The 17,405-nt window shown below is 59.6% G+C and carries 18 protein-coding genes; 16 read left to right on the forward strand and 2 right to left on the reverse strand.

All coding sequences use genetic code 11. The features are described 5' to 3' along the window. The first annotated feature begins 251 nt into the window (after positions 1-251). The 6 genes from J3U88_RS31440 to J3U88_RS31465 all read left to right on the forward strand — a co-directional run bounded on the left by J3U88_RS31440 (position 252) and on the right by J3U88_RS31465 (position 5,564). A complete protein-coding gene (locus J3U88_RS31440) occupies positions 252-653 on the forward strand; it encodes a hypothetical protein (RefSeq protein WP_207862992.1) in 402 nt (133 codons plus the stop codon). 52 nt (positions 654-705) lie between these two features. Beyond that, positions 706-1,209 carry a hypothetical protein gene (locus tag J3U88_RS31445; RefSeq protein WP_207862993.1) on the forward strand — a complete coding sequence of 168 codons (504 nt, stop codon included), beginning with the start codon at positions 706-708 and terminating at the stop codon, positions 1,207-1,209. A gap of 6 nt (positions 1,210-1,215) precedes the next feature. Then, on the forward strand, positions 1,216-1,806 hold the full coding sequence (locus J3U88_RS31450) for a COG4648 family protein (protein WP_207862994.1): 591 nt from the start codon (positions 1,216-1,218) through the stop codon (positions 1,804-1,806). Between the two features lie 97 nt (positions 1,807-1,903). Further along, positions 1,904-2,581: an outer membrane lipoprotein carrier protein LolA gene (locus J3U88_RS31455; protein WP_207862995.1), complete on the forward strand. Its 678-nt coding sequence runs from the start codon at positions 1,904-1,906 to the stop codon at positions 2,579-2,581. Continuing rightward, entirely contained in the window at positions 2,578-4,971 is a 2,394-nt protein-coding gene (locus tag J3U88_RS31460; protein WP_207862996.1) for an MMPL family transporter, read from the forward strand. Before J3U88_RS31455 ends, J3U88_RS31460 begins: the two co-directional genes overlap by 4 nt. Continuing rightward, positions 4,971-5,564, forward strand: a complete 594-nt coding sequence (locus tag J3U88_RS31465; protein ID WP_207862997.1) for a DUF3261 domain-containing protein — start codon at positions 4,971-4,973, stop codon at positions 5,562-5,564. The genes J3U88_RS31460 and J3U88_RS31465 overlap by 1 nt, the downstream gene beginning before the upstream one ends. A 47-nt stretch (positions 5,565-5,611) precedes the next feature. Here the strand turns inward: J3U88_RS31465 and J3U88_RS31470 are convergent, their stop codons facing one another. Further along, positions 5,612-5,827: an addiction module protein gene (locus J3U88_RS31470; RefSeq protein ID WP_207862998.1), complete on the reverse strand. Its 216-nt coding sequence runs from the start codon at positions 5,825-5,827 to the stop codon at positions 5,612-5,614. Between the two features lie 443 nt (positions 5,828-6,270). Between J3U88_RS31470 and J3U88_RS31475 the strand changes: the two genes are divergently transcribed. From J3U88_RS31475 to arfB, 10 genes are all read left to right on the forward strand, one after another. Beyond that, positions 6,271-6,663 carry a type IV pilin protein gene (locus J3U88_RS31475; protein ID WP_207862999.1) on the forward strand — a complete coding sequence of 131 codons (393 nt, stop codon included), beginning with the start codon at positions 6,271-6,273 and terminating at the stop codon, positions 6,661-6,663. Further along, a complete protein-coding gene (locus tag J3U88_RS31480) occupies positions 6,660-8,048 on the forward strand; it encodes a GspE/PulE family protein (protein ID WP_207863000.1) in 1,389 nt (462 codons plus the stop codon). The genes J3U88_RS31475 and J3U88_RS31480 overlap by 4 nt, the downstream gene beginning before the upstream one ends. 12 nt (positions 8,049-8,060) lie before the next feature. Beyond that, entirely contained in the window at positions 8,061-10,277 is a 2,217-nt protein-coding gene (locus tag J3U88_RS31485; RefSeq protein ID WP_207863001.1) for a type II secretion system protein GspD, read from the forward strand. Continuing rightward, the gene (locus J3U88_RS31490) at positions 10,274-11,365 is read left to right on the forward strand and encodes a hypothetical protein (protein WP_207863002.1); all 1,092 of its coding nucleotides are present in this window, start codon (positions 10,274-10,276) and stop codon (positions 11,363-11,365) included. Before J3U88_RS31485 ends, J3U88_RS31490 begins: the two co-directional genes overlap by 4 nt. Beyond that, a complete protein-coding gene (locus J3U88_RS31495) occupies positions 11,362-11,886 on the forward strand; it encodes a hypothetical protein (protein WP_207863003.1) in 525 nt (174 codons plus the stop codon). The genes J3U88_RS31490 and J3U88_RS31495 overlap by 4 nt, the downstream gene beginning before the upstream one ends. Next, positions 11,879-12,385 carry a hypothetical protein gene (locus J3U88_RS31500; protein WP_207863004.1) on the forward strand — a complete coding sequence of 169 codons (507 nt, stop codon included), beginning with the start codon at positions 11,879-11,881 and terminating at the stop codon, positions 12,383-12,385. Before J3U88_RS31495 ends, J3U88_RS31500 begins: the two co-directional genes overlap by 8 nt. A gap of 64 nt (positions 12,386-12,449) precedes the next feature. After that, positions 12,450-12,989, forward strand: coding sequence for an OmpH/Skp family outer membrane protein (locus tag J3U88_RS31505; protein ID WP_207863005.1), 540 nt, complete (start codon positions 12,450-12,452; stop codon positions 12,987-12,989). After that, positions 12,989-13,690 (forward strand): hypothetical protein, encoded by a 702-nt coding sequence (locus tag J3U88_RS31510; protein WP_207863006.1) that lies wholly within the window; start codon positions 12,989-12,991, stop codon positions 13,688-13,690. The genes J3U88_RS31505 and J3U88_RS31510 overlap by 1 nt, the downstream gene beginning before the upstream one ends. A gap of 19 nt (positions 13,691-13,709) precedes the next feature. Continuing rightward, complete coding sequence (locus J3U88_RS31515) at positions 13,710-16,406, forward strand: PKD domain-containing protein (RefSeq protein ID WP_207863007.1); 2,697 nt, start codon at positions 13,710-13,712, stop codon at positions 16,404-16,406. A 126-nt stretch (positions 16,407-16,532) separates the two neighbouring features. Then, positions 16,533-16,955, forward strand: coding sequence for an alternative ribosome rescue aminoacyl-tRNA hydrolase ArfB (arfB, locus tag J3U88_RS31520; RefSeq protein WP_207863008.1), 423 nt, complete (start codon positions 16,533-16,535; stop codon positions 16,953-16,955). 38 nt (positions 16,956-16,993) lie between these two features. Here arfB and J3U88_RS31525 read toward each other — a convergent pair whose 3' ends face one another. Further along, on the reverse strand, positions 16,994-17,137 hold the full coding sequence (locus J3U88_RS31525; protein ID WP_207863009.1) for a hypothetical protein: 144 nt from the start codon (positions 17,135-17,137) through the stop codon (positions 16,994-16,996). Between the last annotated feature and the right edge of the window lie 268 nt (positions 17,138-17,405).

A 17,405-nucleotide genomic window follows, 5' to 3' on the forward strand; every position in this document is an offset into this window, starting at 1 on the left:
TTTTTTGGATCGGTGGTGGGAGGCGGCGTCGGCTTCCTCCCATAATCGGTGCAGGTAACCTTGTAAAGCGCTCAAAAGTAAAGGTATAAAAACTTATCCCGTATTGATAAAAAATTAATTCTGGTGCTTCTGGTGCAACGCGACGCACGGGTAAAAAGTGAGTATGCGTTAATTTTGGCAACTTTGACACCCATTTTTACGTTTTTCAGCTAAAATGGCCGCCACTACCCACACAGCCACTGGAGCATCATATGGTTAGAACCAAGGTCTTATGGGCCTTTTTGCTTGTATTTCTACCGGCGACCGCGTTCGCACAACGCATCCAGCCGATTCTAGAACCCACCATTCGCGTCAATGCCGATGTTTCTCCGGTTGACGTAAAGAAGGTGCTGGAACTGACTTTAATGGCCCGGGGTTGGCGTATTGTTTCGCTTAAAGATGACAAGATAACCGCCCGGTATCAGGTCCGTTCGGCTACTTCCGACATTGAAATTAGCTACGATGCGGAACAAATCAGCATCAAATACCTGCGCAGCAATAACCTTAAGTTCAAACGCAAGCGCGACGGCGCTAAAATGATTCATCGCGATTACAACGACTGGATCAACGCCATCCATAGCGATGTCGAACACGCACTCAGTCAGTGGCGCTGATGACGGCGCCGTGGCTGTCGCGTACGAACCCTTTTGATGTGAGGTGAATCCCATGCGAGTCCTAATCTGTTTGCTGCTGAGCACACCCTTTTTCTGTCTTCCGTCCCAGGCCGGCGATGTCGATACCATCGTGGTCCCGGAGAAGGCGCCTTTTGCCAAAGGCCTGATTGTTCGCGGCAAAACCAAAACTGAATGTCGCTTGGAAGAGCGTGTCGCCGACGACATCATGCGCCGGGTTGGTAATGTCTACGCCAATGTGGTCACCGAGAAGCCCAAAAAAGGCGCCTACCACGTGTTAACCGTGGAGATTTCCGACGTGTTCGGCGCGGGCGGCGGCGGTTGGAGCGGCCCCAAACATTTGGAACTCAAGGGCAAGCTGGTCGACCACAAGGGCAAGATGATTGGTTCGTTTCGTGGACGGCGCACCTCGGCCGCCGGCTTCACCGCGCTCAAGGGTACCTGTTCCATGTTGCAAAAATGTTCCAAGGCCTTGGGTAAAGACGTCACCCTTTGGTTGGGCGATCCCAAACCCAACTCCTTCCTCGGCGCCGAATAACGCGGCTTGTCCTCTTTATTAAACGCATCCTGGGCGGCCTGGCCGGTTAAAATCGCCGCCGTCCTGGTTTCCTTGGCTTATCCTTTCGCGGTTTATTGGGGCCTACAACACTGGGGTGCACGAGGTTTGGTGCTGGTGCTCTGTGTCCCACTGCTTCTGCGCCTATTGTGGCGGCGCAAGGGCGACGGCGCCTTATTGCCCGCGCTGTCCATGGCCGTGATCGTGGCCGTCGTTTGGTTGACCGGCTGGAGCGGCGCCGTCCTGTACCAACCGGTGGCCGTCAACGCCGTGTTGTTTTCGACGTTTTGGGTGAGCTTGCGACGACCGCCCAGCATGATCGAACGTTTTGCCAGGCTACAGGAGCCGGATTTACCACCGGAAGCTGTGGTTTATTGCGCCAAGGTGACCCGCGTCTGGTGCGGCTTTTTTGTGCTCAACGGCGTGCTTTCTCTTTTTACCGCACTTTACGGCGACCTTGCCCTGTGGACCCTCTATAATGGCCTGATTAGTTACGGTCTTATCGGGTTGTTGTTTGGGGTGGAATGGTTGGTGCGTTTGCGTTTTAAACGCCGCCTGAAGCAAGAACCAAATTCCTAATACGGTGCCGGCACGAAATCGGCTTTAACCATTGCCCGCGCGAAAGGCGTCACATCGATAAGACAGGTTCCGAGGGAACCGGAAAGAAGGTTGCGACTTGAAAACATTTCGTTTTGCGATGGTTTGGGTCGGGCTCATGTCCGCCCTGACCGGGGTGCCCTTGGCCGCCCAAGCACCCGCCGATCTACTGCAGCACCCGGTTGCCGTCGAACACCCCGGCTTAACCAAGATTTCCCAACAGCTCCAAGAGACGCCGGTGGTACGGGCCCGTTTTGAGCAAGAGAAAAAAATCAAAGCCCTGCGTCGGCCACTGCGTTCTTCCGGTCGTTTTTTGTTTGCGCGCGACCACGGTCTTTATTGGCACACCCTGCAACCCTTCGACACCCAACTCGTCATCAACGAGGCGGGCATGGTTCAAAAGGAAAACGGCGCGGTGACGCTGGACATCAGCGTGGAGGACCGGCCCATTATCCACAGCTTCACCAAAGTCTTTATGGCGCTGTTCGCCGGCGACAAAGAGCAGCTCGCCAAAACCTTCGATCTTTTCCTGGTGGAAGAGGAGGGCGAATGGTGGCTCGGCTTGAAACCCAAGCGGCGCATCCTCAAAAAGGTCATGGACCACATCCGCCTTAAAGGCGACCTCCATTTAGAAGAGATTCATTTCATAGAAAAAAGTGGCGATCAAACCATCATGAAACTCACCGGTGTTTCGGTGGACCCACCACAATTAAGCGATGATGAGCGCGATTTATTGCATGTGTCCGGTGGTGAATGAGGCAGCTATTCCTTTTTCGGGTTTGGTTGGGTTCCTGCCTGCTGGTCGCGGTTACGGCGGCGTGGCTGGTGCTGCGCGCGCCCTGGCTGGAAACCGATCTGCTGGCGCTGTTGCCGCCCACCGAACAAGACCCGGTGGTCGAGGAAGCGTTGCGAGGCTACGCCGACCATCTCAGTCGCAAATGGGTGGTGGTGGTTGTCCATGAGGACCAGGCCCAGGCCGCGGCCGCGGGCCGTTTGGCGTTTGAACGCTTAAGCGCTTCGCCGCTGTTTACCCATATCGACGGGCGCATCGATGAATCGCGTGAACGCGCCTTTTACGATCTTTATTTCCCGTTCCGTTACGGCTTGCTCGATCCTCAGGCGCGCCATTGGCTGGCCTATGACCACCAAGGTCCCGAGCGCTTGCTCAGGCGCTCCGAGCGTGCTTTGTACAGCCCCGTCGCATCCGGCTGGAGCGCGCTTCTACCGCGCGATCCACTGCTGCTCATGCCGCAATTTTGGCAAAGCTTACCGCGTCCCACCGGCCGCTTTAGCCCCCATCAAGGCTTTCTTACCGCGCAATACGAGGGCCGTTGGCACATCCTCCTCAGCGCCACCCTGCGCGACGCCCCTTTTTCACCGCGGGTCCAGCGCGCCGTCGCCGAGCTCCGCGGGGATTTGCTGGAAGAGTTGGAAGCCGCTCATGCCGGGGTGACCCTGATCGAAACCGGTTTGGTACGTTACGCCGACGCCGGAACCCGTTCCGCCCAAGGCGAAATCTCCACCATCGGCCTGGGTTCGCTGATCGGGGTGATCCTGCTGGTTTTAGCCGTCTTCAAATCGGTTCGCCCGCTATTTTTGAGCCTGCTGCCCATTGGCATCGGCTTGCTGTTTGCCCTCACCGCCTGTTTGCTTGTCTTCGGCAAGGTTCATTTGCTAACCCTCGGGGTCGGCGCCGGGCTGATTGGCATTTGCATCGATTATTCCTTCCATTTCTTTACCGAGCAGGCCACCGCCGAGGCGCCCTGGACCCCCGCCGACGGCTTGGCTCACATCTTTCCCGGCATTACCCTGGGCATGATCACCAGCGTTTTGGGGTACACCGGTTTGTTGATGACCCCTTTTCCCGGCCTGCAACAAATGGCGGTATTTTCCGGGGCCGGCCTGGCCGCGGCCTACGCGACCGTGGTGTGTTGGTTCCCGATTCTGGCCGCCCCCGAGCCCCAAGCCCGCAATCCGCTGCTGCTGCAACTTTGTGGTGCCTACCTTTCTGTCTGGCCCTGGCTGCGTCGCCACCCGGTGGGGATTTTGGTTCTGTTGATTTGGGCCGCGACCGCGCTGTTGTTCTTGCGCCGCATTCCCGTCGACGACGACATTCGCAGCCTGCAACACCCCGCGCCCGAACTCAAACAACAGGAAGACCAGTTGCGCGCCTTAACCGGCGGCTTCGACGGCAACCGCTTTTTCATCGTAGAAGGGGAGAACGTCGCCGACACCCTCCACAACGAGGAACAACTGCTGATTCGCCTGCGCAATGCCTTTGCCGATACCCCCGATGTCTTCGTACAAGGGGTCAGCGACTTCGTGCCGTCCCCCTGGCTGCAACGCCGCAACCGCATGTTGCTGCGCGACAGCCTGTTGGGCGAGGACCACGCGCTTGAGGTCTATCTCAACCGCTTGGAATTCGAGCCCGAGGTGGCCCAAACCGCCAAAACCGAGCTCGCCGACGACCGCGTCTTAACCCTCGACGCCTGGTTGGCGAGCCCCGCCTCGGAAGCGCTGCGTCACCTCTGGCTCGGCCAAACCGAACGCGGTCAGGCCTCGGTGGTGTTCCTCAGCGGCGTTTCCGATATCGCGCTGTTGGAACACATCGAACGGGAATTTGCGGCCGTTTCGTTCGTCGACAAAGTCCGGGATACCAATAACTTATTCACCCGCTACCGCGTGCTGGCCGGCCAGTGGGTCATCGCCGGTTACCTGCTCATTTACCTGTTGCTGTGGTTCCGCTACGGCTTACACCGCGCCACGCTGATTCTGACGCCGCCGGTCCTTGCCGCGCTGTCGGTACTTCTCTTCTTTGCGCTGAGCGGGAAACCCTTAAACCTATTCGGCCTGCTTGCATTGCTTTTGGTGTTGGGGATCGGCGTGGATTACGCGTTATTTTTTGCAGAGACCGGCCGGGACCGCCGCGGCGAAGCCACCTTCATGGCGATTTGCCTGTCGGCTTGCACCACCATCCTGAGTTTCGGCCTGTTGGCGCTCAGTCAAACGCCCGTGCTCCACCTGTTCGGGCTCACCGTGTGGTTGGGGATCACCGTGGCCTTGGTGTTGTCCCCGGTCGCCGGCCGGAAAAACGCGGCCGCGGCGGCCGAGCCTGAACCATCCACTGAACCCGAGGAGAACCTTTAATGCGCAACATGCTCGCCTCACTCCTGTTGTTGTCGGCCCTCAACGCCTGTGTCTCCGCGCGTATCAAGTGGCCGCCGGTCCAACTGGAAGCGGGCGAAGAATTGCTGTGGTTCTCGGCCGTGGAGGGATTGCCGCGCGGTTCCGTGGTGCTCTCGACCGAAATTCAAAAGGGGCATCGCGATCCCTTCCGTTTCCAGGGCGTGTTTGAAAACAACGGCGATGCGGTTTCCCTGGTGGGTATGACCCCGCTGGGCACCCGCGCCTTCTCCCAAGAGTTCGACGAATACGGTAATCATTACGATGCGTTGCCGTTTTACCGCATGCCGATCAAAGCCGAGAAGCTGCTGTTTTATTGGCTGGTCGCCTCGATGCCGTTGGAAAACGTGCAGGCCAATCTCCAGGGCCTCAGGGTCAGCGAAACGCCCGACGGGGTCAGACAGGTGAAACGCGGACAACACCTGGTTGCAAGCATCCAGCGGCAGGGGAGCATCGCCAAGCCGCGCTTCGAAATCACCATCCCCCACCGGAAGGCCGCCAAAACCCGCCGCGTCCTGTTCCAAGTCCACCAACAAGACTTCGACAAGCAACCCTAACCACCCACGGCGCGCTTATGGGATAAATTTGCGGCCTATCCTGAAAATCACAAGGCTTCTAGAAGCCGCTTTTTCACCACGGCCCAGTCTTGACCTGAATCGGGCGCCTCAGACCCTTCTTTTTGCCGCCGTTCAAGCACTGTTTTGTGCCATTTTGGGATTGGGATGTATTTGGGAGATTCGGCAATGTGGTCCCAAAACGCTTGAACCACGCGGATCTGCTCCTCGATGGGTAACTTTTCGAATTCCGCAAGCAGCGACATGGCTCACCTCCTCTTCGCCCGCAATTCTCACAAGGATTTGTCGCGAGAAGTAGAAAGGAAACCGAATTCAAATCGTCAACCTGAAAATGAAAAATTGATAAATTTTAGCGATTGTTCTAAATGTTTCCCGCCGGGTTGACGTCTTTTTAAACCCTACCTGAAGGTCTGCTTTACGGGGTATGGATTTCGTGAATTACGGATGGCTGTGATCCCGGTGTGGGTCCGACGGCGCATGGATCAGGCGTAGGCTCTCATGCGGCGGGATTCATTGACCCGCCGCCGCCGATTTTGCGTTACAATCCTTTTGCGCGTTCGCGGAATGCGTTTTTTTCTCTTTTTGTTGACTTTATGCTTTTTTGTGACGATTTGGATCTTTGCGGCCGTTCCCGTGCCGTTCCGGCACCCGCGAATGGCGACCCGCTTTCGTTTTGGGAGTTATGTTGATGCGTGTTTCTCTGTTACGGCGTGCGTTCACGCTGACCGAACTTTTGGTGGTCATTATCCTGGTCGGCATTCTGGCCGCGCTCGCCATTCCCCGTTTTGGCAAAACCACCGACCAAGCCATGGAACTCGAGGCTACCCTCGCGCTTGAGAAAGTCTACCAACTCCAAAACATCTATTACCTTAAAAACAAACGTTATACCGTTGATCTCGACGCGCTTGGTTTTGAGCAAGAAGCGCTGATGGACGACCAGGGCAACGGCCGCGCGCGCTACCTAATTAAAGTAGAACGCGCCGATGATAACGGTTACCTCGCGAGCGCCATGCCCCAGCTTAAGGACCTCTCCGCCTTTGAGATGAACCAAACCGGTCAGGTCACCAAACGCACCCGATGAACGTTCGCCAACCCCACGAGGCCTTTTCGCCCGCATTTCTTCAGGACCAACGCCTGTTGCTTGAAGCCGACGAGGACGGCTGGCTGTGCCGTGCCGACCAAAAACTTTCCGCCGAGGTGGAGAGCCTGCTGCGCGTCGCCTGCCCCGGTCGCCTCACCGTGCACTACCTCGACAGCGCATCGTGGCACCGTTTTGCCGATACACCGCGCGAACGGGAGGCCGCCGATGATGACCAGGCCGAAATCGTCGCATGGGTCGGTGATTTGCTGCGCGAGGCGGTTCACCAAGGCGCCAGCGATATCCACCTGGAACCGCGCTTGGACTGTCTGCAGGTCCGTTTTCGCCTCGACGGCCGTTTGCAGGTGAAACGCACCTTTGGCTTGGAGTACCGCGACGCACTCAATTCGCGCATCAAAGTTTTGGCCGATTTGGATATTGCCGAAAAACGTCGCCCCCAGGACGGCAAGATCCAGATGAACGTGGCGGGGCGCGCCGTCGATTTTCGCGTCAGCACCATTCCCACCGGGAAAGGGGAGAAGGTCGTCATTCGCGTGCTGGATCAATCCCAGAGCCGCCCGTCCATCGCCGGCTTGGGCATGCCCGCCGCGGTGGAAACCGCCTTTGCCCAAAGCGTGCGTCGCCCACACGGGCTCGTGCTGGTGACCGGGCCGACCGGGTCCGGTAAAACCACCACGCTCTACGCCGCGCTTCAGGAAATCCGCGGCGACCACCTCAACATCACCACCATTGAGGATCCAATTGAATACCAAATCGACGGCATCAACCAAAGCCAGGTGCGGCCAGGGATTGGTTTTGGATTCAGTGAAGCGCTGCGGAGTTTTTTGCGTCAGGATCCCAATGTGATCATGGTCGGTGAAATTCGCGACGGCGAAACCGCCGACATGTCGATTCGCGCCTCCTTGACCGGCCACCTCGTTTTCTCCACGCTGCACACCAATTCCGCGCCCGGCGCGGTTCCGCGTTTGATCGATATCGGCGCCGAGGCCTATTTGGTCGCCTCCTCCTTGCAGTTGGTAATCGCCCAGCGGTTGGTGCGGCGCTTGTGCCCGCGCTGCTTGGCCGAGGATGATGCGGTAGCGAGCAAAAACGCGCGTTTTCCGGCCGAAGAAAAAGTAACCGGAACCTATTGGATTCCCCGTGGATGCCGAGAATGTAAGGAAACGGGATATCGCGGCCGCTTGGGCGTGTTCGAGGCCCTCACGGTTGATCGCCGCGTTCGCGAGGTGATTCACGACGGCAGCGGCGAACCCGCGTTGCAGGCGGCCGACGCCGCCTACCGGCCTATGTTGCACCATGGGCTGGCGCTGGCCGGCGCCCGAGAAACCAGCTTGGACGAGTTATTGCGCGAAGTTGTGATGCACTAGAAGGACCCCTCAATGACCTGCCTCCTGCTCCTTTGCTGCCTGTTCCAGGCACCCGAAACCGAAACGGTGTTTGCCTTCCTGCCGGAAGACCAGGACGAAACCTTCACCCTGGAAATCCGCAGCACCGGCAACGAACGCCGCTTCTCCGTGGTGGCCGAATCGCTGCGCAAAAATTTCGGGCTCAACCTGGTGGTGGAACGCGAGGCCGACGTGGTGATTAACGGCAACTTTACCGATGTCACCGTCAACGAATTTTTAACCTACGTGTGCCGCACTTACGATTTGAAATGGCGCCAAACCGGCGGCATCTTCCAGTTCTATAAAGAAAAGGTGCCGGCCTTTCAGCTCAGCGTTGAATACGCCTCGGCCGACGATACGCTCAGCATCGACGCCCGCGATGTGCCGCTCGAAACCTTGTTCCGGCGCATTGGCGAGGAAAGCGCGCAAAACTTCGTCTTCGACCGCAACAACGGCGCGCGTGTGACCGGCCTGATCCGCGCGCTCCCGCTGGAAACCGCGCTCAAAGCCTTGCTCAAACCCTACCAACTCAGCCTAAAGCAGGGCGACGGCTTCTTCGAAGTGGTCGCCGCCAACGCCGTGCCCGAGCCGACCCGCCCCGATCCGGCCCTCGCCAACCCGAACCAACCACCCAAACCCGCCGGGATGACTTTTGAAAACGACGTTTTTAACGGGCGCTTGGAAGCCGGTGGTTTGGGCGATGCGGTGCGCACCGTTTCCCGGCTGGCCCGCGCCTCGGTGAAGTATTTGGACACGCTGGAAGGTGGCGCGATTGCCATCAATTTTGACAACGATCCCTTCGAACGGGCCCTCGACAAATTGTTCCTCGGCACCGCCTACAGCTACAAAAAACGCGACGACATCTTCCTGTTCGGCAGCAAAACCCGGCCCGAACTGACCTCGTCCGAAATGATTGTGCTCAACCACATGAACGCGCAAAACGTGTTGGCGTATCTGTCCGGTGAATCCAACCTGTTCCAAACCTATGCCTTACCGGCCCGGCCGTCGCAGTTCGGTTCCAACACCGATGCGGACCGCCGCGATTTAGGCGAATTCTCGCGAAACGGCAACCGTGCGAACAACCGCACCGACAGCCGTCGCGCGGGTGTCTCGAACGCCGGACCCACGGCGGGCACGAGCAGCGCGCCACTGGGCGGCAAACAGCCGGAGCGACCGATTCGCCGCGAGGTAACCCTTGCCGAATCAGAGCAGGCGGCGATCACCCTGGTCCGCGAGCACAACGCCCTGTTGGTAACGGCCACCCAAGACGTGATTTCGGAAATTAAATCACGCTTGTCCTGGCTGGACCGGCCGGTCCCGCAGGTGTTGATTCAAGCCCTGGTGGTGGATTTCCGCACCGACAACGTCACCGACCTCGGCCTCACCGTCAGCAACGGTGCCAACAGTTTTTTTCCCAGCCTGGACCTCTCGCTGGAAGGGAACCGCGAGGCCGACGGCAACTTCCGCATCACGCGGTTGCCCTCCAACTTCATGGTGCGCATCCAGGCGCTGGCAACCGAGGGCAAAGCACGGATTATTTCCAAACCGCACATCGCCACGCTCAGCGGCCACGAGGCCTACATTGAGGTTGGTGAAACCCAATCGATCCTGCTCAACAGCGAAACCCTCGTCGGCGACGAAACGCCCGTCAGTCAGGTGACCCAACGCATCGAAACCATAGAGGCCAACATCTCGTTGCGGGTGATCCCCTGGGTGACCGCAAGCGGGGAAATCACCACCTACATCGAACCCGTGTTCAATACCTTTCTGGGTCAGGTCAACAACAACGTGCCGCCACCGATCTCCACCCGCCGCTTGCAATCCACCGTGCGCCTCAAACACGGCGAAACCATTATTTTGGGTGGCTTAATCGAGGAAGCGCTGCGCAACAACCGCCAGGGCGTGCCAGGGCTGAGCCGCATTCCGTGGGTGGGGCACTTGTTCAAAAACATCAACAACAACTTCACCCAATCCGAACTGGTGATTTACCTAACACCTTATGTTTATTACGGAAACGAAGGCTCGGTGACCATTATCCGCGACCGCGAGGGCTTGGATTATCCGCTCGACGTACGCGAGCAGCAGGAACTGATTAAAACCAAAAAGAAACCCTGGTGGAAACGTTCCAAAAACCGCAAGCAACCGAAAGCCACCGAGCCGGCCGCGAGCGCCGCCGAACCCCAAACCCAAGTTGTCGACGAGGATGAATGACGGTGCAGGAAACCTCATGGCTTTGGATCGACCGCGATGGATGGCGGATGTTGGGGCGTGTTGAGGCCGGGTCCTTCGTCGGGTTACCCGAGCAGGCAACCCTAACCGCCTTGCTCGACGGCGTGGTGGAAGGACCCACCACCGTGGTTTTGTCGCCGCGCTGGGTGTTCACCTTCTCATTGGATGCTGACAGCGAGGTGACCGCCCTTGAAGCGGCGAGCAGCCGATTCGGCCTTGCCCCGGGCGCTTGGCGCTTTTGCGAAACAGCGACGCCCACGAGCCGCCGTGTTGCCGCCTTGCATCCCGACTGGACGGCGGTTTTCGAGCACTGGCAGCGGCGGTTTCCCGGCCTGCTTACCCTCAATTTGGCGCCGCTCCGCGTGCCGCCCGCGGCCTTGTCCACCCACCGTTACCAACTGGATCAAACCCTTTACACCCTTGAATGCGACGCGGAAGGGTACGTTTCGGCCGCGACCCTGACCGGCGAAGCGGGGGAGGGGCAGGCGCGCTTCCCCGACTACCGCGACCCGGCGCTTTGGGCCGAATGGACCTGGCAAAGGGTTGAAAGTCCGGCGGAACGGACCTGGCAACGCTTAACCACGGCGCTGGTGCGCCTGCGTCGCGGCTTGTTGGTCGCGGCCTTGGTGTCGCTCGCCGCATGGGGCGTCGCCGCCTTTGCCCTGCGTCAGTTGGACCGGCACATCGCCGCCGATCAACGTTTTCTCGCCGATCACCAGCGCGAGGCCGACACCATCCGCCGCATCCAAGAAGTGGGCACCAACCACTGGCACACCCTGCGCGCCAAGCGCGATTTCTCCCGCCAAACCGCGCCTATCGCCAACGACCTCGCCGTCATGGCCAACCTTGCCGAGGGTCGCCCCCTGCGCTGGTCGCGCTTGAGCCGCCGCGACAAAACCTTTTCGCTGGTTGTCACCGGCCAATCCATGGCCGAACTCCTGGATTACGCCGACGCCCTGCGCGCCTTGCCACGCCTGGAACAGGTGGTTGTTGAAGAATTACAAAGCCAAACCCGCCTCGGCCGCGGCGACGGCGAGCTGCAAATTCGGCTCGAGGGACGGGTGCGATGAACACCGCTTTTGACCCTGTTAAGCGCCGCGCCCTTTGGACCGGGTTGGCCGCGCTCGCGCTGATCACCACGCTCGTTTTGGGTCTGTTCCTGCCGATCAAAATGGTTCGCGAGCGGTCTCGCGTCGCGGACATGCTCGCGGCTGAGAAAGCGGCGCTGGTCAAACAAATGGAGGAACAAGCGCTGTGGGAAACGCTGGAACAAACCCTGGCGGCGGAACTGGCGCGGGGCGCGGCGGAACGGGAAAGCTTCCATCGCGATCAAGCCTACATCCGCGAACTGCAGCAGTTTAGCGCGCGAACCCGACTCGAACTGGACGACATCAAGGTCCGCGAAACACCGGGCCGTATCGCCGTTTCCTGCCGGGTCTCCGGCAAGGTTGCCGACCTCAACGCCCTGTTTTTTTTCATCGAAACCCACGCCCAACCGATTCGCATTCAACAACTCGAACTGCAGGCCGAGCGGGAAACCCTGATCGCCCGGCTCCAACTCGAATTTTGGCGCGGGGTGCCCGGTGATTGAAACCCGTGACGAGCATTGGGGCCGCGTCGCCCTGCTGTTGGCCCTGGCCGCGCTGGTGTGGTGGTTTAACGCGCGCCAACTGATGGACGATTCCGATGAAACAGCAAGCGCCGGTGCCGAGGTCGCCGCGCAAAGCGACATCGACATTCACGAACGCACCCAAATTCTGAGACCGCGGCTTCCTGCCGAGGTCGTCCCACTCGTCTGGGACCCGTTCGCCCGTCAACCCCTCGGCAACGATCCCGAACCCGAACCCGCGCCCACCCCGGTGGCGCAAGCACCCGTCCCGCGTCCCCCACCACCACTCGGCCTGGAGTACATCGGCTTGGTGGAAGGGGAGGCGCGCCAGGTATTTATCCTGCGCTCCCGTGCCGGGCTCGAGTTTTTGGCGCTCAACGATCAAATCGGCCCGTGGCGCCTCACCGAACATCGCGAGGAAGCGCTGGTGTTCGAGGATGAACAAGGGCGTGTGCAAGAGTTGGCCACCAAAATGCCCTGACGGTTCTTTCCCCGTTCCGCGCGTAAGGATACGGAAATTGTTTTGACCCTTGGAGGATTGTTTTATGAAGTTATTGTCTGGAATAAGTATGGTGCTGGCTGTCGCGGCCCTGGCCTTGGTGCTGTTGGACCGCGCCACGCCGGCCGCGGCGCCCGCGGTGAAAATCGGTTTTGTCCGCACCGGCTACGCGATGGACCATTTGAACCTCACCAAAGAAGCCCGCGAAACCTTTCAAAAAGAACAGGCGATGGTGAATGAAAATCTCAAGCAAATGGAAGCTGATTTAGCCGCCAAACACGAGACCTTCCTCAAAGAACAGGAGGCTTTGCAACGGGACGCCCGGCTCAACCGCATCAAGGAACTCTCCAAACTCGAAGAGGAACTGAACCAATACCGCGCCAATGCTTCCGTTGAACTGGGCAAAAAAGAACGCGCCATTATGGGCCCGGTTTTTGAAGTGGTCAATTCACGCATCGCGGCTTTTGCGCGGCAGGAGGGCTACACCATGATTTGGGGCACGCTTTCCGAGGGCAACATCCTGTACGGCGATCCCGGCCACGACATCACCGAGGCCGTGGTCACCGCCTTAAACGAGCAACCCTAATGCAGGCGCCTTTTTTCCGGTTGGTAACGGCGCCGTTGATTGCCTTGCTCGCCGCCGGCTGTGGTGCGCCGCCGGTACCCTTTCACACCATGCTCGCGCAATTGGGGCAAGCACCTTTGCGCCACGAGCATGTCGAGAAACAGTACCTTTTCACCCTGGATTACCGACCCAGTTGGTCTTTTGTGATCGACGACCTCAAAGCACTGCAGCAGGATCCCCCGATTCAAACCGCCGCCGTTGCCGATTTGGTGCGCAACCATCGTGATTCGGTGCAGTTTGTGCTCAGTGTCGGCCCCCGTCCCGACCTTCCCGAGGCCGAACGCAAAAGCGCCGACATCGTTCACTTCCATCCGGACCAACCCAGCTACAGCGCCCATCTCAACAAACTGATGTACGGCATGAACCACAACATCTACCTGGTCACCGCCGACAAACGCAGGGTCCCGGTGGCCCTGTACCATCTGGAACGCAACTGGGGGATGGGCGAAACCAACCGCTTCCTGCTCCAGTTCCCGCGCGGCCGGGACGACGACGATTTAGCCAAGCAAGAGCATTTGGAATTGGTGCTGCAACACCTGCATCCGAGTTTGGTCGAGGTGCGTTTACAGCTCAACCCGAACCCGGTCGCCGCTTCAGAACCCAGCCCGCAACGGCTGGCGGAAAGCCTGGCCCTCGAGCCCGAAAAAAAACAAAAACCCTGAGCCAACAAGGAGCACCCGCGTGAAACGAGCCAATCCCATCCACCTGATCGGCCTGTTGTTGATTCCCTCGATTCTGATGCTACCCCGCTGCAGCAAAGGCGAGCCCGTGCTGGAAGAGGACGGCGTCGTGCTTTCGATGACCGCCTCACCCAGCAGCATCCTCAACTTCGGGGACACCGCGCTGGTCACCGTGCGCGCGGTGCGCAACGACGGCCGTCCCGTGCTCGACGGCGTGCGCATTCAATTCAGCGCCACCGCCGGTTCGATTACCTCCGAGGCGACCACCGTCGACGGCGTCGCCCAAGCCGTGTTCACCAGTGACGCGGCGGTGGGGACCGTCGCCGTCAACGCCGCCTCGGGTGCCATTGGCGCGGACGGTTCGGTGACCACCAACATCGAGGTCATCGACCGCGTGGTGGAAATCAGTTCGGCCACCTTGGCCCTCAGCCCCTCGAACATCGGCAGCAACGGCGGTTTGGTGGAAACCTCGCTGGTGGTGTTGGGACCCGCGGGTGAACCGCTGGCCGGCAAAGCCGCCGTGTTTTCCACCACCTTCGGCTCGCTTAACAGCAATGGGGCCACCTTGTTTACCGACGCCTCGGGTCGCGTGCGCGACGTGCTGGCCGTCGGCGTGGTTCCGGCCGCCGTCGAAACCATCGAAATCAGCGCCGTGGTCGGCCAACTCAACGAAACTGCGACGCTCACCGTGACCCAGAACCAAACCCCGACACCTGAATTCTTGGTCAGTCCCGAGTCGGTAAACGTGGGTCAAACCGTCTTTTTTAATGCATCACCCTCAACCGATGCCGACGGAATCATCCGCGATTACTGCTGGTCCTTCGGCGACGGCAACACCGGCGTCGGCCGCGAGGTCTCCCACGTTTACAACCGTGACGGCGCCTTCATCGTCAGCTTAACCGTCGTCGACGACCGCGGCGCCGCGGCCACCACCTCGCAAACCGTGACCGTCGGTGCCAATCAGCCACCCAGCGCCGATTTCACCTTTTCCCCCACCGATCCCCGTGTCGGCGATGCGATTTTCTTTGACGCCTCCACCAGCAGCGATCCCGACGGAACCATCGAAGAATACCGCTGGTCACTGGGCAACGGCATCGTGCGCGGCGGCCAAACCCTGGCCTACGCTTATCCGGGCGCGGGGGCCTACAACGTGGTGCTGACCGTCACCGACAACAACGGCGTCTCCGCCTCGAGCGCGCAAACCGTCACCGTGCTCGGCAACCAACTGCCGACCGCCGCCTTTTCCGTGTCGCCCACCAGCCCGCGCATCAACGACCGCGTGGTCTTTGACGGCGCGGGCAGCAGCGATCCCGACGGCGAAATCGTTTCCTGGCGCTGGCAGTTCGGTGATCGCGCGACGGCCACGGCGAGCGGGCGCTCGGTGGAACACCGCTACTTGGCGGCGGGCACCTACCAGGTGGTCTTGGAAGTGACCGACAACGACGGCGGCGTCGCCTTCGAAACCCAACTGGTGACCGTGAGCGACCTCAACCCGCCCACCGCCGCCTTTACCTTTAATCCCACCTCGCCGCGCATCGCCGAGGCGGTGGTTTTCGACGGGTCCGGCTCAAGCAACGGTGACGCGGCCATCGAAACCTATCGCTGGACCTTCGGCAACGGCGAAACCGGTACCGGCACCTCGATCCAGCACCGTTATTTCGCCGCGGGCACCTACCTCGTCACCTTAACCGTCACCGACACCAACGGGTTATCCGCCTCGACCAGCCGGAGCTTGACCGTTGGCACCGGCGGCGTGCCCAACCCCGTATTAAACGTCTCGCCGGAGAGCCTAACCCCGCCGGGCGGTTTCGTCCTGGTGGACGGCACCAGTTCTACCGATGCGGAAGACCGCCTCGACGATCTGCGTTTCTCCTTCCGCGCCTTTCCACCGGAAGGGGTGACCGTGAACATTCCGGGCGGCGACCTGCCCATCCGCCAAATCGAAATCACCGGGCTTAGCCAGGGCGATCAAGTGCCCATTACCATGACCGTGCTGGACAGCGAGGCCAACCAGGCGAGTGCCACGCGCATCATCAGCGCGGCTGGAGTGGCCGACAACGCCACCCCGGTCGCGCGCTTCACCACCTCGCCCGCCACCATCCAAGCGCCGGGCGGGACCGTGGTTTTGGACGGCAGCACCTCGACCGACGCCGACCACGCCTTGGACCAGTTGGGTTTCTTTTTCACCGCCCAGGTCGTCGGCACGACCGAGATTCAGGTTCAGGGTTCCGGCCCGTTGCAAACCGCGTTGATCCAAAACGCCGTGCCGGGCGATACCATCACCATCCGCCTCACCGTGGAGGATCCCTTGGGCGCGCAAAACGCGGCCTTCCGGCTGCTGCAGGTCGATCAAAACGGCAGCAACACCGCGCCCGTCGCCCGTTTAACCAGCGCGCCCGCGGGCACCGTCACCGCGCCCGCCAATCCCAGCACCCCGATGTTGATCACCTTGGATGCGAGCGACACCACCGACGCCGACGAGGGGAGGGGCTCGTTGAACTTCGCGTTTAACGCAGCCTCCAGCGACCCCAACGACATCCAGTTCACCATCGACAACACCAACACCAGCAGCCCGTTCATCGCGGAAGTCCGCGTGGTCGGCTTGGAGGCGGGCGATCAGCTCAACTTCTCGGTAACCGTCACCGACAGCGGCGGCCTCAGCGACCAGGACGCGCTGCTGATTTTGGTAACCAACTAGGTCCCGAAAACGCCTGCAAGGCAAGAATGCTTGATCAAAAGCAAGCATCGGCCGGCGTGACCATGCCGACGCCCCAAGGTGTATACTTCACGGACACAGGCGACTTTTTTGGAGGAACCCTCGACCATGATTCAAATTACCGAGCGCATTGCCATCCACCCCAACGAAATCCAAGAAGAGTTCATGCAGGCCTCGGGTCCGGGCGGCCAGCACGTGAACAAGGTGGCCAGTTCGGTGCGGCTGCGTTTCAATGTCGGTGAATCCTCGTTGCCGCCCTTCCTCAAGCAGCGCCTGTTAGCGAGCTCGGATCAGCGCTTAACCGCCGAAGGCGTGTTGGTGATTACCTCGCAGCGTTTTCGCAGCCAGTTCCAAAACCGCGAGGACGCGTTGTCAAAACTGGTATCGATCATCCGATCAGCCGCCAAACCGCCGCGCCGACGGGTAAAAACCAAACCCTCGCGCGGGGCCAAGGAGCGCCGCCTCAACGAAAAAAAGAAACGTTCCGCCATAAAAAAAGGCAGAAGCGGCCGCTTCTCCTCCGACGATTAATGCCCGCGCGGCGACCTTACATAGGCGTGAAGCTTGACTCAGACCTTCATGTGCAAAAGGTCGTCTTCCAGTTCGGCCAAGAAAACCGCGCCAAGCCCACCTGCCCCCAGTTCCCGCAAGATACGGTGAGGGCCGATGCGGGAACCAATGATGCGCGGTTCGTCCACGTCCGCGTGTCTCATACCTCGTCCAAAAAAACAAATTTAGATGCAGCTACCGAAAAAAATTGGCATCTAATTTAATTTCCACAAGACGAGTCCTTATAACCCTCTTAGCAGGTCAAAATTTTTAATTTTCGGTAGGGGATAGGAAGAGAAACTTGGGTAAGCCTACCAACGAGGGTTCAGACGCAAAGCGTCGAGACGGCTACACTTCCTGGAAAAGGTTCAGGAGGTTGCTTTGGGAAAGCTAAGAATCGAGCCAAAACAGAAATCGCCGGGTTTCATTCGT

The organism is Acanthopleuribacter pedis (assembly GCF_017377855.1).
Taxonomy (GTDB): domain Bacteria; phylum Acidobacteriota; class Holophagae; order Acanthopleuribacterales; family Acanthopleuribacteraceae; genus Acanthopleuribacter; species Acanthopleuribacter pedis.

Bases quoted from the DNA above. Each gene is read 5' to 3' on its own strand.
- J3U88_RS31440 (WP_207862992.1), top strand. From the start codon at position 252: ATGGTTAGAACCAAGGTCTTATGGGCCTTTTTGCTTGTATTTCTACCG.
- J3U88_RS31445 (WP_207862993.1), top strand. From the start codon at position 706: ATGCGAGTCCTAATCTGTTTGCTGCTGAGCACACCCTTTTTCTGTCTT.
- J3U88_RS31460 (WP_207862996.1), top strand. From the start codon at position 2,578: ATGAGGCAGCTATTCCTTTTTCGGGTTTGGTTGGGTTCCTGCCTGCTG.
- J3U88_RS31465 (WP_207862997.1), top strand. From the start codon at position 4,971: ATGCGCAACATGCTCGCCTCACTCCTGTTGTTGTCGGCCCTCAACGCC.
- J3U88_RS31470 (WP_207862998.1), bottom strand. From the start codon at position 5,827: ATGTCGCTGCTTGCGGAATTCGAAAAGTTACCCATCGAGGAGCAGATC.
- J3U88_RS31475 (WP_207862999.1), top strand. From the start codon at position 6,271: ATGCGTGTTTCTCTGTTACGGCGTGCGTTCACGCTGACCGAACTTTTG.
- J3U88_RS31480 (WP_207863000.1), top strand. From the start codon at position 6,660: ATGAACGTTCGCCAACCCCACGAGGCCTTTTCGCCCGCATTTCTTCAG.
- J3U88_RS31485 (WP_207863001.1), top strand. From the start codon at position 8,061: ATGACCTGCCTCCTGCTCCTTTGCTGCCTGTTCCAGGCACCCGAAACC.
- J3U88_RS31490 (WP_207863002.1), top strand. From the start codon at position 10,274: ATGACGGTGCAGGAAACCTCATGGCTTTGGATCGACCGCGATGGATGG.
- J3U88_RS31495 (WP_207863003.1), top strand. From the start codon at position 11,362: ATGAACACCGCTTTTGACCCTGTTAAGCGCCGCGCCCTTTGGACCGGG.
- J3U88_RS31505 (WP_207863005.1), top strand. From the start codon at position 12,450: ATGAAGTTATTGTCTGGAATAAGTATGGTGCTGGCTGTCGCGGCCCTG.
- J3U88_RS31510 (WP_207863006.1), top strand. From the start codon at position 12,989: ATGCAGGCGCCTTTTTTCCGGTTGGTAACGGCGCCGTTGATTGCCTTG.
- arfB (WP_207863008.1), top strand. From the start codon at position 16,533: ATGATTCAAATTACCGAGCGCATTGCCATCCACCCCAACGAAATCCAA.
- J3U88_RS31525 (WP_207863009.1), bottom strand. From the start codon at position 17,137: ATGAGACACGCGGACGTGGACGAACCGCGCATCATTGGTTCCCGCATC.